This is a genomic window from Acinetobacter chinensis, from assembly GCF_002165375.2.
Classification (GTDB): Bacteria; Pseudomonadota; Gammaproteobacteria; order Pseudomonadales; family Moraxellaceae; genus Acinetobacter; species Acinetobacter chinensis.
Map to the genome: position 1 here is coordinate 2,457,138 of NZ_CP032134.1, position 13,603 is coordinate 2,470,740.

Sequence of the window (13,603 nt, forward strand, 5' to 3'; positions counted from 1 at the left end):
GTCTTAATCATGCCGCTGTACCAGGTTTAAACTCCAGAATAAACCTGGTTTATGCAGTATTACTTTTATTGTAGTACTGCTTTTTTTTATGTTTTTCTCCGTGATTGAGTACGCACTGCAACTGAGTCTATTTCAGCAGGGTATAAACCAGACCATCCACAACATGACTCATTTTTTCAAAGTTTAAGGTCTTCATCGTATCCTGCGCTGTATGATAGTTTTTATTTCTGAAAAAGGCAGTATCTGTCAGCATAACGGCTGGAATTTCAACGGACCAGTAGTTCAGATGATCTGAAAAATCCACACCTTTGATAAATGTAGGTGCGACCAATCGCTCACACTGAAGCTGATCCAGTTCAGACATTGCTGCACAGTAGTCCTCACCCATTGTTCTTGACTGAAGATTACTGACAACCGCTATAAAGTTGGCATGTGCAGGATAGACCCACTTCAGTCCCAAAGGATAAGTCTGAGTCAGCGCTGAATCATAAAAACCGATCATTTCCAGTATATATACGCCCTTAATCTGCTTTTTCTGAGCTTTTATGGATTGGGCATGCCGATAACTTCCCATCTGCTCAGTTTTGAAAAAAGGCGGTTCCTCAAGTGTATAAAACACAAACTCAATATTCTTTTTCAGTCTGTTTTTTTCCTGAGCCAGGATACGCGCTGTCTCAACGATCCCTGCAACACCTGATGCATTATCATCAGCTCCCTGCTGCTGACCATGTACATCATAATGTGCACCGATCAGATATTTTTCAGCAGCTCCTGTATTTAATGAACAGATGATATTTCGATAATCCTTCCCTTCCACGGCATAGGTCTGAAACTGACATGGAATACCAAACCGTTGCATCTGCTCTTTAATCCAGCTGGAAACACGGTTCAGTTCCTCTGTATTTTTATAATTTCTATAAGTTGTCCCCGTCCCAATGATCTGCTCGACATATACTTTCAGATTCTGTGGTTCTGCCTGTTCAAACGATACAGATTCAGCTCTGAGGCTGACTGACTTCAATAAAACAATAAACAGAACTGTTTTCATCAGACTGAGCGTATAAATGGAAGTCTTCATATTTTTATTTTCCATTATGGAGAGATGAATCCATATTTATGAATATTAAAGCAACAGCCCTGTTTAAAATTCAACTGCAAATTGTCTCCTTAAATCTTCAATATTGTAATTCAGCGTTATAATAGGCAACTTCCACTCCTGCCATAGACTGTCTGTATGAAAATTCGAATTCTCACCATTGGTCAAAAAATGCCTGGATGGGTTCTGACCGGTTTTGAAGATTACTTCAAACGTATTCAGCCTTTTGTTCAGACCCAGGTCATTGAACTGCCTATGGCTAAACGGGGTAAAAATGACTCCGAAGCGGATATTTTAAAATACAGAAATATTGAAGGTGAAAGCATTCTGTCCCAGCTGAAACAGAATGAAGTCCTGATTGCACTTGAAGTCGGTGGCCGTGAATTCAGTACTGAAAAACTGGCTGAAACCATGAAAGGCTGGATGCTGGAAGGATATGATGTTGCACTTGCTATTGGTGGTCCAGATGGTCATTCCGAAGCTGTCCGTAAAGCCGCGGCATGGCACTGGTCACTGTCCAAGCTGACCCTGCCCCATCCACTGGTTCGTGTCATGCTGATTGAACAATTATATCGTGCAATGAGTATCAACCATAATCATCCTTATCACCGTGCAGGATAATTGCTGGAAATACTTTGCGTTTCATTTATGAAACAACACGTTGAAATAAAGCCACTTATTCATTTTTTCTGTTTCAGGCATGATATGCCTTACAGGTCATTCACTCTCAGGCACAGCATTATGAACTTACAGACTCTCCCAGGTTTATTTATTTCTCATGGTTCACCTATGCTTGCTCTGAATCCTGAACAGGTTGGTCCTGCACTGAACCGCCTGAGCCTGAATCTACCCGTACCTCAGGCAATTATAGTCATGTCTGCACACTGGGAAAGTCAGAGTCTGGAAGTCAGTACCGGCGTCCGTCCAGAAACCTGGCATGACTTCCGTGGCTTTCCTCAGGAACTGTATGAAATGCGCTATCCTGCGCCTGGACATCCCGAACTTGCAGAAACCATTCTTCATCTGTTTGCAGAAGCACATATTCCTGCCCATGCCAACAGCACCCGTCCGCGTGACCATGGTGTATGGATGCCACTGTTACATATGTATCCTGATGCTAGTATTCCTGTTGTGGAAATTTCTCTGCCGATGAACATGAGTGCTGAAGAAATTTATAAAGTCGGACAGGTTCTTGCTCCCTTGCGTGATCAACAGGTTCTGCTCGTTGGTTCAGGCAGTATTACGCATAATCTGCGTGAACTGTCCTGGGATGGCAATCAGTCAACAGTACCTGAATGGGCATCAGCTTTCCGCAATTATGTCGTCAGTAAACTGGCTCACAGTGATTATGATGCCGTACTGGACTGGTCAAGCATTCCATTTGTCCAGCGTAATCATCCAACGATAGAACATTTTGCACCCTTATTTTTTTCAATGGGAACAGGTACACGTTTCAGTGTTGTGCATAACAGTTTCAGCATGGGCTCTTTAGGCATGGATATTTATCGGTTTGACTGACAGAATCATGCAGATTGATAATATTTTTTTATAAATTAACAAATATAAATTAATGGATACATTTTGAAACCCAAAATCCCAGAATGTATCCATTGTTTTACAGCTCAAATCAGTTATGCTTCCTGTTATCATTTAAATCAAGTACATGCAGATCATCTATGAAATTACATTACCTTGCGCTTGCCCTGTTCCCTCTTACTCTGGCAGCCTGTCAGTCAGGTGATATTCAAAAACTGGGAGATACTGCTGTGAAAGTTTTACAACAACAAGGGACTGCTGAACAGACCTTAAATGCTTATCAATGGTCTTTCCAGCCAACAGGTACAAAACAGCCAATCGTGCTGAATTTCAAAGATCAGAAAGTCGGCATTTCCTCTGGTTGTAATAACATGTTTGGCGGTGCAAAAGTTGAAAATGGTGTACTGGTAACCGGTAACTTAGCGTCAACAAATATGATGTGTTCACCTGAGCTGATGAAACAGGAAGCATTTGCTGCATCATTATTCCAGAGCGGTAAAACTGCCTTTGTTCTTGATACTGCAAACAGCGAAGCTCCTACACTGACACTGATCAGCCCAGCAGCTGGTAAAGTTGTGTTTACAGGTAAATTGACACCTGAAGCGAAGTATCAGTCAGAAGGTGAAACTATTTTCCTGGAAATTTCACCTCAGACCAAATCATGCACGGGCGTTGCACCACAGACCTGCTTACAGGTTCGTGAAATTAAATATGCTGAGAGCGGAGTGAAAACTCAGGTCGATAAAGACTGGACTTTGTTCTACAGCAACATTGATGGTTTTACTCACAACCCGAATGAACGTCAGGTTGTACGTATCAAGCGCTATGAAATTAAGAATCCTGCGGCAGATCAGTCTAAATATGCCTATGTTCAGGACATGATTATTGAACGTGAAGCGATTAAAGGTTCACTGTAATTCACATTCATAAGTAGAGAAGTAAATTAACCGATGTTCAGGCATCGGTTTTTTTATTTCCGCCTGGCTAAATGGATCAACTGATGATAAAAAATCAAAAAAAGTTTACCCATATTCTTTTTATTACGCTGCTCTCAATTACATTTTCTGGCTGCCAGACATTGAAAGAGCATCATCAGCCATCCCAGAAAAATCACAGCCGCTCGGAACAGTCTTCCGAATTACAGGTTTCTGATTGGGAAAATCTGCAACACTATACATGGTCTTATCAACCTGTACACAGTAAACATCCCATTCAGATCCGCTTCAGCCACAATCATATTCATGCCTATGGCGGTTGTAACCGCATGGGTCGAACTTACATCATTGAAAACCAGACGACCATCATTCCCAAAGGGAGCATGATCAGTACGCTGATTGGATGCAGTGCCCTGGAAAATGAACGGTTAATACAGCTGTTTCTCTCAAATCCAATGCTGTTTAAGATTTCTGACCGACCTGAGCGGACTTTAAAACTGACCCTGAATAATGGAGAGAGCTATACTTTCAGCTCTGAACAGGAACAGAAATAAAACAACCGGTCTGGCTACTCAGTGACTGGCACTCAGCCAGAAACCTGCTTTTTTACGCGCCTGCCGACTTTCTGGAACAAAAGGAACAATCGTCCATGCATGCCACATGCCTGTCCAGATATCAAGTTCAACATCCACACCCTGTGATCTGGCTTTACGGGCAAATTCCCGACTGTCATCCAGCAGAACCTCTTTAGAACCCACCTGCACATAAAAAGGCGGTAAACCTTTAAAATCGGCAAATAAAGGCGAAATCAGCGGATTTTTACGATCCTGCTCTGCGACATAATGTCGGGCAAAATCTCTTTCAAGAAAATATGTACCCAGAAATGGATCACCGCGATCTTGTTTCTTATGACTGGCTGAAGTCAAAGTTAAATCCAGCCACGGCGAAAGCAGATAGACACGTTCAGGCAATGCCACGCCTGCATCTCGTGCACGGATACACAAAGCCAGTGCCAGGTTTCCACCTGCTGAATCACCACCTAAAACAATTTCATAGCCCTGATATTTTTCCACAATGCCTTGCCATACTGCAAAGACATCATCAATTGCAGCAGGAAACCGTGCCTCAGGTGCTAAACGATAGTCTGGAATATAAGCAAAACTTGCCTGTGCCAGCTGACACAGACTTGCTACATAACCCTTATAACTTTTAGGACTACCCACCACAAAACCACCGCCATGAATGTAGACTAAGATTCGTTTAGCATTTTTATTCGGACGCTGGTTTTCGATCTGCATGGTGGGAACATTATTCAGCAGTACTTTTTTTGCCTTAAAAAAGGCTGGTAATGGGGCGAGTAATGTCCCCTTTTCAAAAAAGCTGCGTAATGCCTGAGTATTGTTTTTATGCAGGAGAAATATTCTTTTTTGCTGTTTAAATAACAGCATCGCAATGTGTGACTGATAACTGGACACTTTATTTTTCCTTTTTGTGCTGTCCCTACCATAATCACATTGTGCTTAAACTGAATTGGCTGATATTTTTTAAAATCATGGAAATGGGTGAATACCTTAGCAAATAAGCAAAACTAAATTTTCGGCATAAAAAAACCGATGCAAAAGCATCGGTTTTCAATGATTCTAAATTAAAACTTAGAATACACCTTGCGCTAACATCGCATCAGCAACTTTTACAAAGCCTGCAATGTTTGCACCGTTTACATAGTTCACAGTACCGTCTTCTTCAGTACCGTATTTCACGCAGTTACGGTGAATTTCTTTCATGATTGCATGTAAGCGCTCATCCACTTCTTCAAATGTCCAACCCAGACGGATTGAGTTTTGTGACATTTCAAGACCAGAAGTCGCAACACCACCTGCGTTTGATGCTTTACCCGGAGCATAAAGAATTTTCGCTTCAACGAATTTCTCTACTGCTTCAAGTGTAGAAGGCATGTTTGCACCTTCAGCTACACAGATCACACCATTTGCAAGAAGTGCAACTGCATCTTCTTCAGTTAACTCATTTTGAGTTGCACAAGGAAGCGCGATGTCACACTTGATACCCCAAGGACGTTTGCCTTCAAGGTATTCAAAACCGTGTTTAGACGCAAACTCAGAGATACGGCCACGTTTTACGTTTTTAAGTTCCATCACTTCACAAAGAAGTTCAGTTGTGAAACCGTCTTTTACGTAAACAGTACCGTTAGAGTCAGAAAGTGAAACCACTTTCGCACCCAGATACATTGCTTTTTCAGCAGCATATTGTGCAACGTTACCAGAACCCGAAATAGTCACAACTTTATCTTTAAAGCTGTCGCTACGGGTTTTCAGCATTTCTTCAGCGAAGTAAACAGTACCGAAACCAGTCGCTTCAGGGCGTGCAAGAGAACCACCGAAAGACAGTCCTTTACCTGTAAATACGCATGAAGTGTCATTGCTGAGTTTCTTCATCATACCAGCCATGTAGCCTACTTCACGGCCGCCTACACCGATGTCACCCGCAGGGATATCTGTGTTGGAACCAAGATGACGGTATAATTCAATCATCAGTGCCTGGCAGAAACGCATGATTTCGCCTTCAGACTTACCTTTAGGATCAAAATCAGAACCACCTTTACCACCGCCCATAGGCAAAGTAGTCAAAGCATTTTTAAAAGTCTGTTCAAACCCAAGGAACTTCAGAATCGAAAGATTGACTGAAGGGTGGAAACGCATACCACCTTTGAATGGACCAATTGCAGAGTTATATTGCACACGGAATGCACGGTTCACATGAGTCTGACCTTTGTCATCCATCCATGAAACACGAAACTGAATTGCACGCTCAGGCTCTACCAGGCGCTCGAGTAAACCATGTTCAGCATATTCAGGGTTTTTCTCGATAAAAGGCCACAGGCTTGTCATCACTTCTTCTACAGCTTGTAGAAATTCTGGTTGATGAGCATCACGTGTTTTTACGTAATTCAGGAAGTCGTTAAGGCTGTTATATTTCAACGCTTAATCCTCAGCATAAAAGTGGATCAAAATTGGTCAAAATTTCAATCGTTGATGTATTTTGGCGCAAAACATTAAATATCTTTTGTTCATATTGCACAATACTTTTTTAAAAAAAACTTAATATAATTTTTAAATATCATCGTTTTAAGTTTAAAAAGCGCATCAGAATCATCTTTCGCTTTTAATGTAACCGCATTGTAAATATGGCATTTTTTGCCCAAAAATAACGCATTTGATGAACCAGTATGGCACATGGGATAATTATGACATTTCATGGTAAAATTCAGCGCTTTGATTTTAATCCCACCCTATTATGCTTGTTTTATACAGCAGACTGGTTTGTACATGAATTCGCAGATTTCCCTGATTGAAAAAATTGACGCTTTATTACCACAGACTCAGTGTGGTTTATGCGGACACCGTGATGGCTGCCTGCCTTATGCGAAGTCAATTTCAGAAGGTGAGGATGCAAATAAGTGTATTCCTGGTGGACAGCCTGTTGCAGATGCACTGGCAGCATTGCTGAACCGCACCAGTATGACAGCAGAAGCCAGTGTATGGCCTGTTCAGTCCGATGGTCGACCTCAGCGCATGAAAGCCGTTATACGCGAGGATGAATGCATTGGCTGTACCAAATGCATCAGTGCCTGCCCGGTAGATGCAATTATTGGTTCAGGTAAACTGATGCACAGCATTCTGACTGATCAGTGTACCGGTTGTGAACTGTGTATTCCTCCCTGTCCGGTTGACTGTATTGATCTGATCGAAGATACATTATCTGTCCCTGATGAGTCTTTGCGCATACAGGAACAGAATGACCTGCGTAAACGCTATTATGCGCATATCCAGCGGGAAGAAAAACGACGGATTAACCGTAAAGGACCTGTGGTCCGTGCAGATATTGATACGGATCTGTTCAGTCTGTTTTCATCACAGTCGAGTGCTGTTCCTGTGATTCAGCTTGCGGATAAACCTGACCATGCAACGGTGACAATGGATGCAAAAACCACCATTGAATTAGCTAAAATCCGCACACAGATCAAAAAACTGGAAAAACAGCTTTCGGTGCGGGCTGACCAAAAAAAACAGCTGCAACTGGATGAATTACAAAGACAACTGGATATTGTACAAGGTGGCTCTGTATGACAAAAAATATGACTAAAAAGCAGATTCAGACTTTTTTTGAACGCTTACGTGAACAGCGTCCTCATCCAGAAACTGAGCTGAATTATTCAAATCCCTTTGAGTTGCTGGTCGCTGTTACCCTGTCTGCTCAGGCAACGGATGTCAGTGTCAATAAAGCCACTGATAAACTGTTTCCTGTTGCCAATACACCAGAACAGATCTATGCCCTCGGTGTCGATGGCTTGAAAGAATATATTAAAACCATTGGTCTATATAACTCTAAAGCTGAGAACGTCATCAAAGCCTGTAAAATGCTGATTGAACTGCATAACAGCCAGGTTCCTGACAATCGTAAGGATCTGGAGGCACTGCCAGGTGTTGGGCGTAAAACAGCGAATGTCGTACTGAATACTGCCTTTGGTCAGCCCACCATGGCGGTGGACACTCACATTTTCCGCTTAGGTAACCGTACCGGTTTAGCGGTTGGTAAAGATGTGCTGGAAGTAGAGCACAGGCTGATTAAAGTCATACCTAAAGAATTTATCATTGATTCACATCACTGGCTGATTCTGCATGGACGATACTGCTGTATCGCCCGCAAACCGAAATGTGCTGAATGTATTGTGTCAGATGTATGTAACTGGCCAGACCGCTACGAATTTGGTGCTCCACGAACAATTAAAGTCCAGCAGATCACCTCATAACACAGCCCTCTGTTATTTCTTATCCGACTTCGCTTTTTTTTCAAGATGTTTTTTCAATGCATCAAGTCGCTGATGTTCCTGTTCAACGCCAGGATGAATTTTATACTGTCTGCTTTCGGCAGAACCATTGCCTTGCTGTGCAGCTTCTTTCTGTATCTTACGCAACAGTCTGATACTGAAAACACTTAATCCCAGCAATCCAATGAAGCAGATCCCCATTAACAGCAATAATAGAATTTTCATCAGGGACTCCGCCATAAAAAAGAGCCCTAATATGTATCAGGACTCTTTTAAAGTCAAAACTTCAATTGAAGTTGCGTACTTTCAGCTGTTTCTATCTTATTTATCCAGGATAGCAAACAGATCTTTCTGCACATCTTCAATTGCACGCAGACCATTGAGTTTGTCATAAGTCGGTGCATTTTCACCAGAAGCCGCACGACCCTGGTAGAAACCTACAAGCTGTTCAGTTTCGGTATGATAAGAACCTAAACGCTTACGGATTGTCGCTTCCAGATCATCCGGACGCTGAACCAGGTCTTCACCAGTTTCATCATCTTTACCTTCCACTTTAGGTGGATTGTAGATTGTATGATAAATACGGCCAGATGCAGGATGCTGACGGCGACCGGAAAGACGTTTTACGATTTCTTCATCAGGTACATCAATTTCGATCACGTGATCAATTGAAATGCCTTCATTCTCTAAAGCTTCAGCCTGAGGAATGGTGCGTGGGAAACCATCAAAGATACATCCATTGACACAGTCAGGCTGTGCAATGCGTTCTTTCACTAAACCAATGATCAGTTCATCAGAGACCAGGCCACCTGATTCCATCACACTTTTAGCTTTAAGACCTAATTCAGTACCTTCACGAATCGCAGCACGGAGCATATCACCGGTTGAAATTTGTGGGACATTGTAGCGCTTACAGATCAACTGAGCCTGTGTACCTTTACCTGCTCCAGGTGGTCCGAGTAATATAATGCGCATAAAAAAACATCCTCATTTAAACAATATATATGACACTTGTGTTCCATATTGAATGATGGATTCAATATGCAGCTCAGCATCTAATTATAAGAAAGCCACAAACAAATGTATTAAACCAGCTAAAAACCCGGTTACCCCCCCAAGGACAATCAGAATCCATTCGTCTTCCTGAAATGCAGGACGTAACAGGTTCTGAAATTCTTTCGGAGTCAGTTCACGAATACGATCTCTGAACATCTGATAGATTTTCTGTGCACGGCTCGCATTAAACGCAGGGTCGCATACAGGCACCATCGTAATTTCAATTGACCGATCAATCAAGTCTGTCTTGAGTCTTGCGTATTCTTTTGGTCCAAGAGACAACTGTAAAGAAGTACGCACAAGCGGAGTTTCCATGATTTCATTGATGTGGCGTTTAACAATACGACGGGTTTTGTCTTTTTTCCCACCATACATCATTTCTGTCATGATTGATTTTAACGTAATCAGGTCTTCTGTGACTACACTTGCAAACACATCCGACACTTCATCCTGACGTTTCATGAATGCACCCTGGACATTATAGGTTCCTAAACGGGGAATCACAGGTTTAATCCACGGAAACTTTCTGTTTTCAGTACGTTCAAAGAACTGAGGGTAGCGGATATAGTGTGGTTCAATCGGGTTGAATACCATCCAGATTGCGATCCAGTTGGTCAGGAAACCCCATATTGAAGCCCAGAACGGTACGGTCCAGTGCCATGGCACGACAAACCAGACGATCATCTGGAATATACCGAAAAACATACCGATCAGCGCACTGATATGCCAGATAAAGTTGATCTCTTTCTGTCCAACTTTCAGGAACATTCTCACCATTAAACGGCGATCACCTTCCATCTGGCTGACCACCATTTCACGCATATCCACAAGTGACTCGACGTTCATGGTCAGCTCAGTCACGAGTTCCCTTAAGATACCTGGCAACTGTTTATGTGCCTGACCATAAATTCTGCGTTTGATTGAATAGGGCAGATTTTCCCAGAGCACTGCATTACGGTCAATCATGACTTCATCAATCAGGTGTTCAAGTTCAAATCCAACCTGTTCACCGATAATACGTGCCATGTCCTCCGGATCCATTGCCTCAAGAAACTCTTTCAGCGATCCTAATTTTGACAGGGTGTTATCTGTGATGATCCCTGAAATGCGTCCTGCTTTACGCGGTACAATACCTTGCCAGCCAACAGGCAATGGTCCAAGGTGAAAGCCCCAGAAATTTAATGGATAGAACACCATTTTCAGTGCCATCCACACATGTGCCCAGGTAACAAAAGCAGTTACAGGTATAATACTGAGCACAGCCCAGAAATCAGGACGATTCAGAAAGGCCTGCCATACTTCATTAACCCATTCGAGCATGCATATTTTCCATATTAATTTTAATTACATGATTCCGTTTATACTTCAGGATTGATCATTGTTATTTACAAGCCAATACTTAATGTATAGGAGATTTGTAGCTTTGGATTTATGTCCGCCACTGTATTTCCATAACGGTCTTCAAGTTTTTCACCTGCTCCGATTCCCACACTGAATGTGCTGATCCGCTCTTTACTGAGCATCACATATGACAGATCCACACCTGCTCCGAGTCGGGCTTTATCTTCACCATCAACTTCCTTGCTTTCGATATGTCCAGCATAGGCGCCAATGTAGTAACCGTTCTGATCTGTTCCAGTCAGATGATAAGGATAGCGGAAACCAACCTGTCCACCCGGTTCTTTATCACCATTCCAGAATACACCTGCTTTTGCATAGGCGATACCGTATGGATTGACCCATTCGACATTCATATGCAGTAACTTATGCGTCACCCCTGCCCCGACATTCCATGTTGCCGCATTTTCTGGCTTTAATTTCGCTTCTGGCAGATAAGGATTATCCTGTGCGTACGCAACATTTGCCAGCGTAAGGCATGCCAGCAAGGAATAAACTCTTGTCATTATTGTCACCAATGTCCTTAATTTTATTTTAATACTGCCTTGTTTCTGAATTTTCGACTTTAGCAGAATTGTCCTCGTTCTTATAGACAGGACTTTACCTTTTTCCTGTCGATAATGTCAAAAACGTCAAAATAAATCCATATGTTAATCCAATACAATTTTCAATTATCACAACACCCTGCACATGCTGTAGAATGACTGCCTTAAATTTCCCTTCTTTCACTTCAGTTGTTCAAGTCGATTGCATATGAAACAGCACTTTCCTTTAAAAAATGTCCAACAAGAGAAGCGCATTTTTCGCAATCGGATTTTCATTTCCCTGGGTATTGTCCTGTTTTTTATGCTGTTGCTGGTGGCGCGTTATGCTTACCTTCAGTTAATGCATTTCGATGAATTTTCTACAGCTTCAGATCAGAACCGTATCCGGCTGCAGCCACTGGCACCTGCCCGTGGATATATTTATGACCGTAACGGCATATTACTGGCAGATAACTACCCAGTTTTCTCTGCAACGATGAGCCGTGCAGATGTCGAAGATATTGATGATACTGTTGAACGCCTGATTCCAGTTTTAAGCCTGACTCAGGAAGATATTGACCGTTTCAAAAGCCGGATTAAAACATCCAAGAAAACTGAACGGGTTTCTTTGAAACTGAATTTAACTGAAGCCGATATTGCTAAATTCAGTGAAGTCAAATACAAATTCCCTGGGGTCAGCATTGACACTCAGATGACCCGCTACTATCCACACGGCGAACTGTTTGCACACGTCATTGGCTATGTCGGTCGAATCAACGACAAAGAACTGAAAAGTATAGATAAAAACCTGTATGCCGGCACCAACCTGATTGGGAAAATCGGGGTGGAAAAATCGTATGAAGATCTTCTGCATGGTGTACCTGGCAATGAGTCTGTAGAAGCAGATGCTCATGGTAATGTACTGCGTAACCTGGGACGTAAAGAGCCGGTTCGGGGCAATGATCTGTATCTGTCCATTGATTATGGTTTACAGGTCACAGCAACGGAACAGCTTGCAGGTCGTCGTGGTGCCATTGTTGCCATGGATCCCCGCAGTGGTGAAATTCTGGCACTGGTCTCCAGCCCAAGCTTTAACCCGAACCTGTTTGTGACAGGTATCAGTCATACAGACTACAGCGCGTTAAGGGATAACCTGGATCAGCCGCTCTACAACCGCGCTGTTCAGGGAGCATACCCGCCTGGTTCCACCATTAAACCTATGTTTGGTATGGGGGGGCTGCACTATGGTTATGTAGACTGGAATACTGCAATTTCAGACCCAGGTTACTTTACTTTACCTGGTGACAGCCACCGCTTCCGTGACCATAAAAAAACAGGACACGGCTCTGTAAACATGCATAAAGCACAGATTGTTTCCTGCGATACCTATTTCTATGTCCTGTCTTATCGGATGGGTATTGATAAAATGAATGACTGGATGCGCCAGTTTGGCTTTGGACAGAAAACAGGCGTGGATTTACCAAGTGAAAGTGAAGGACTCTATCCAAGTCAGGAATGGAAAATGCGAACCCGTAAAAGCAAATGGCTGAAGGGTGAAACGATTTCCGTCAGTATTGGTCAGGGTGCATTTACAGCAACACCATTACAGCTGGCAATGGCAACTGCGATCACTGCCAATCAGGGAGCACACGTGACCCCTCATGTCCTGCGTGAGAGTAAAGGTTCGAAGCCATATGTTGTACACAACGCCCCTGATGGAAAAATCCAGTTTAATGGCAAGCCTGAAGACTGGATAAAAATGCGCGATGCCATGGTCGACGTTGTACAGTCTGGAACCGGACGTGGAATCCGAACCCCGATGTATCATATTGCAGGTAAAACAGGGACAGCCCAGGTCAAAAGTATTGCACAGGGTAAACGTTATAATGAATCCCTGCTGACCGAACGCCAGCTCGATCACGGTCTGTTTATTGGTTTTGCTCCAGCTGAAAATCCAGAAATTGTTGTTGCTGTTGTATGGGAAAATGGTCGTCACGGTGGCTCAGCAGCCCAGCTGGCAAAACCCTTGTTTGACTACTGGCTGCTTAAACGTAAAAAAACACCAGTCCGTCCTGCAGATCATCAGATCAGCGGTGGCTTAATGACAGCCGGTATCAAACCAGGAGAGCTTCCAAGTGGTGCTGACGCTGCATCATCAGCAACTGCGACAACACAGGCACCCGCGTCACACAGTGAAGATACAGAGTAATTT

General features: G+C 42.9%; 15 protein-coding genes. 7 read left to right on the forward strand and 8 right to left on the reverse strand.

Translation table 11 applies throughout. The features are described from left to right. Positions 1–127: 127 nt before the first annotated feature. Positions 128–1,078, reverse strand: coding sequence for a M20/M25/M40 family metallo-hydrolase (locus CDG60_RS12675; RefSeq protein WP_087511976.1), 951 nt, complete (start codon positions 1,076–1,078; stop codon positions 128–130). Between the two features lie 156 nt (positions 1,079–1,234). On the opposite strand from CDG60_RS12675, the gene rlmH reads away from it, so the two are divergent. The 4 genes from rlmH (at position 1,235) to CDG60_RS12695 (ending at position 4,121) form a co-directional block, all read left to right on the forward strand. Further along, positions 1,235–1,717 carry a 23S rRNA (pseudouridine(1915)-N(3))-methyltransferase RlmH gene (gene rlmH, locus CDG60_RS12680; RefSeq protein ID WP_087511827.1) on the forward strand — a complete coding sequence of 161 codons (483 nt, stop codon included), beginning with the start codon at positions 1,235–1,237 and terminating at the stop codon, positions 1,715–1,717. Between the two features lie 120 nt (positions 1,718–1,837). Next, entirely contained in the window at positions 1,838–2,614 is a 777-nt protein-coding gene (locus CDG60_RS12685) for a DODA-type extradiol aromatic ring-opening family dioxygenase (protein WP_087511828.1), read from the forward strand. Positions 2,615–2,772: 158 nt separating this feature from the next. Next, positions 2,773–3,549 carry an META and DUF4377 domain-containing protein gene (locus CDG60_RS12690; protein WP_087511829.1) on the forward strand — a complete coding sequence of 259 codons (777 nt, stop codon included), beginning with the start codon at positions 2,773–2,775 and terminating at the stop codon, positions 3,547–3,549. An 83-nt stretch (positions 3,550–3,632) separates the two neighbouring features. Continuing rightward, complete coding sequence (locus tag CDG60_RS12695) at positions 3,633–4,121, forward strand: META domain-containing protein (protein WP_160117045.1); 489 nt, start codon at positions 3,633–3,635, stop codon at positions 4,119–4,121. Positions 4,122–4,139: 18 nt separating this feature from the next. Here CDG60_RS12695 and CDG60_RS12700 read toward each other — a convergent pair whose 3' ends face one another. The 3 genes from CDG60_RS12700 to CDG60_RS18450 all read right to left on the reverse strand — a co-directional run bounded on the left by CDG60_RS12700 (position 4,140) and on the right by CDG60_RS18450 (position 6,841). Continuing rightward, positions 4,140–5,042 carry an alpha/beta hydrolase gene (locus tag CDG60_RS12700; RefSeq protein ID WP_087511831.1) on the reverse strand — a complete coding sequence of 301 codons (903 nt, stop codon included), beginning with the start codon at positions 5,040–5,042 and terminating at the stop codon, positions 4,140–4,142. A 177-nt stretch (positions 5,043–5,219) separates the two neighbouring features. After that, positions 5,220–6,563 carry an NADP-specific glutamate dehydrogenase gene (gene gdhA / locus CDG60_RS12705; protein ID WP_087511832.1) on the reverse strand — a complete coding sequence of 448 codons (1,344 nt, stop codon included), beginning with the start codon at positions 6,561–6,563 and terminating at the stop codon, positions 5,220–5,222. An 89-nt stretch (positions 6,564–6,652) separates the two neighbouring features. Further along, entirely contained in the window at positions 6,653–6,841 is a 189-nt protein-coding gene (locus tag CDG60_RS18450) for a hypothetical protein (RefSeq protein ID WP_087511833.1), read from the reverse strand. A gap of 70 nt (positions 6,842–6,911) precedes the next feature. Between CDG60_RS18450 and CDG60_RS12715 the strand changes: the two genes are divergently transcribed. Next, positions 6,912–7,712 (forward strand): RnfABCDGE type electron transport complex subunit B, encoded by an 801-nt coding sequence (locus tag CDG60_RS12715; RefSeq protein WP_087511977.1) that lies wholly within the window; start codon positions 6,912–6,914, stop codon positions 7,710–7,712. Continuing rightward, positions 7,709–8,395, forward strand: coding sequence for an endonuclease III (gene nth, locus CDG60_RS12720; protein WP_087511834.1), 687 nt, complete (start codon positions 7,709–7,711; stop codon positions 8,393–8,395). The genes CDG60_RS12715 and nth overlap by 4 nt, the downstream gene beginning before the upstream one ends. A 12-nt stretch (positions 8,396–8,407) precedes the next feature. On the opposite strand, the gene CDG60_RS12725 is transcribed toward nth, so the two are convergent. The 4 genes from CDG60_RS12725 to CDG60_RS12740 form a co-directional block, all read right to left on the reverse strand. Next, entirely contained in the window at positions 8,408–8,638 is a 231-nt protein-coding gene (locus tag CDG60_RS12725; RefSeq protein WP_147387790.1) for a hypothetical protein, read from the reverse strand. Between the two features lie 96 nt (positions 8,639–8,734). After that, positions 8,735–9,388 carry an adenylate kinase gene (gene adk / locus CDG60_RS12730; protein WP_087511836.1) on the reverse strand — a complete coding sequence of 218 codons (654 nt, stop codon included), beginning with the start codon at positions 9,386–9,388 and terminating at the stop codon, positions 8,735–8,737. Positions 9,389–9,472: 84 nt separating this feature from the next. Beyond that, the gene (locus CDG60_RS12735; RefSeq protein ID WP_087511837.1) at positions 9,473–10,789 is read right to left on the reverse strand and encodes a DUF445 domain-containing protein; all 1,317 of its coding nucleotides are present in this window, start codon (positions 10,787–10,789) and stop codon (positions 9,473–9,475) included. 65 nt (positions 10,790–10,854) lie between these two features. Further along, positions 10,855–11,373 carry a hypothetical protein gene (locus tag CDG60_RS12740; RefSeq protein WP_087511838.1) on the reverse strand — a complete coding sequence of 173 codons (519 nt, stop codon included), beginning with the start codon at positions 11,371–11,373 and terminating at the stop codon, positions 10,855–10,857. Positions 11,374–11,620: 247 nt separating this feature from the next. On the opposite strand from CDG60_RS12740, the gene mrdA reads away from it, so the two are divergent. Next, positions 11,621–13,600: a penicillin-binding protein 2 gene (gene mrdA, locus CDG60_RS12745; RefSeq protein WP_087511839.1), complete on the forward strand. Its 1,980-nt coding sequence runs from the start codon at positions 11,621–11,623 to the stop codon at positions 13,598–13,600. Positions 13,601–13,603 lie beyond the last annotated feature (3 nt).

Excerpts from the sequence above, each read along its gene's own strand:
- rlmH (WP_087511827.1), top strand. The coding sequence starts at position 1,235 with ATGAAAATTCGAATTCTCACCATTGGTCAAAAAATGCCTGGATGGGTT.
- nth (WP_087511834.1), top strand. The coding sequence starts at position 7,709 with ATGACAAAAAATATGACTAAAAAGCAGATTCAGACTTTTTTTGAACGC.
- CDG60_RS12685 (WP_087511828.1), top strand. The coding sequence starts at position 1,838 with ATGAACTTACAGACTCTCCCAGGTTTATTTATTTCTCATGGTTCACCT.
- adk (WP_087511836.1), bottom strand. The coding sequence starts at position 9,388 with ATGCGCATTATATTACTCGGACCACCTGGAGCAGGTAAAGGTACACAG.
- CDG60_RS12695 (WP_160117045.1), top strand. The coding sequence starts at position 3,633 with ATGATAAAAAATCAAAAAAAGTTTACCCATATTCTTTTTATTACGCTG.
- CDG60_RS12725 (WP_147387790.1), bottom strand. The coding sequence starts at position 8,638 with ATGAAAATTCTATTATTGCTGTTAATGGGGATCTGCTTCATTGGATTG.
- CDG60_RS12740 (WP_087511838.1), bottom strand. The coding sequence starts at position 11,373 with ATGACAAGAGTTTATTCCTTGCTGGCATGCCTTACGCTGGCAAATGTT.
- mrdA (WP_087511839.1), top strand. The coding sequence starts at position 11,621 with ATGAAACAGCACTTTCCTTTAAAAAATGTCCAACAAGAGAAGCGCATT.
- CDG60_RS12735 (WP_087511837.1), bottom strand. The coding sequence starts at position 10,789 with ATGCTCGAATGGGTTAATGAAGTATGGCAGGCCTTTCTGAATCGTCCT.
- CDG60_RS18450 (WP_087511833.1), bottom strand. The coding sequence starts at position 6,841 with ATGAAATGTCATAATTATCCCATGTGCCATACTGGTTCATCAAATGCG.
- CDG60_RS12675 (WP_087511976.1), bottom strand. The coding sequence starts at position 1,078 with ATGAAGACTTCCATTTATACGCTCAGTCTGATGAAAACAGTTCTGTTT.
- CDG60_RS12715 (WP_087511977.1), top strand. The coding sequence starts at position 6,912 with ATGAATTCGCAGATTTCCCTGATTGAAAAAATTGACGCTTTATTACCA.
- CDG60_RS12690 (WP_087511829.1), top strand. The coding sequence starts at position 2,773 with ATGAAATTACATTACCTTGCGCTTGCCCTGTTCCCTCTTACTCTGGCA.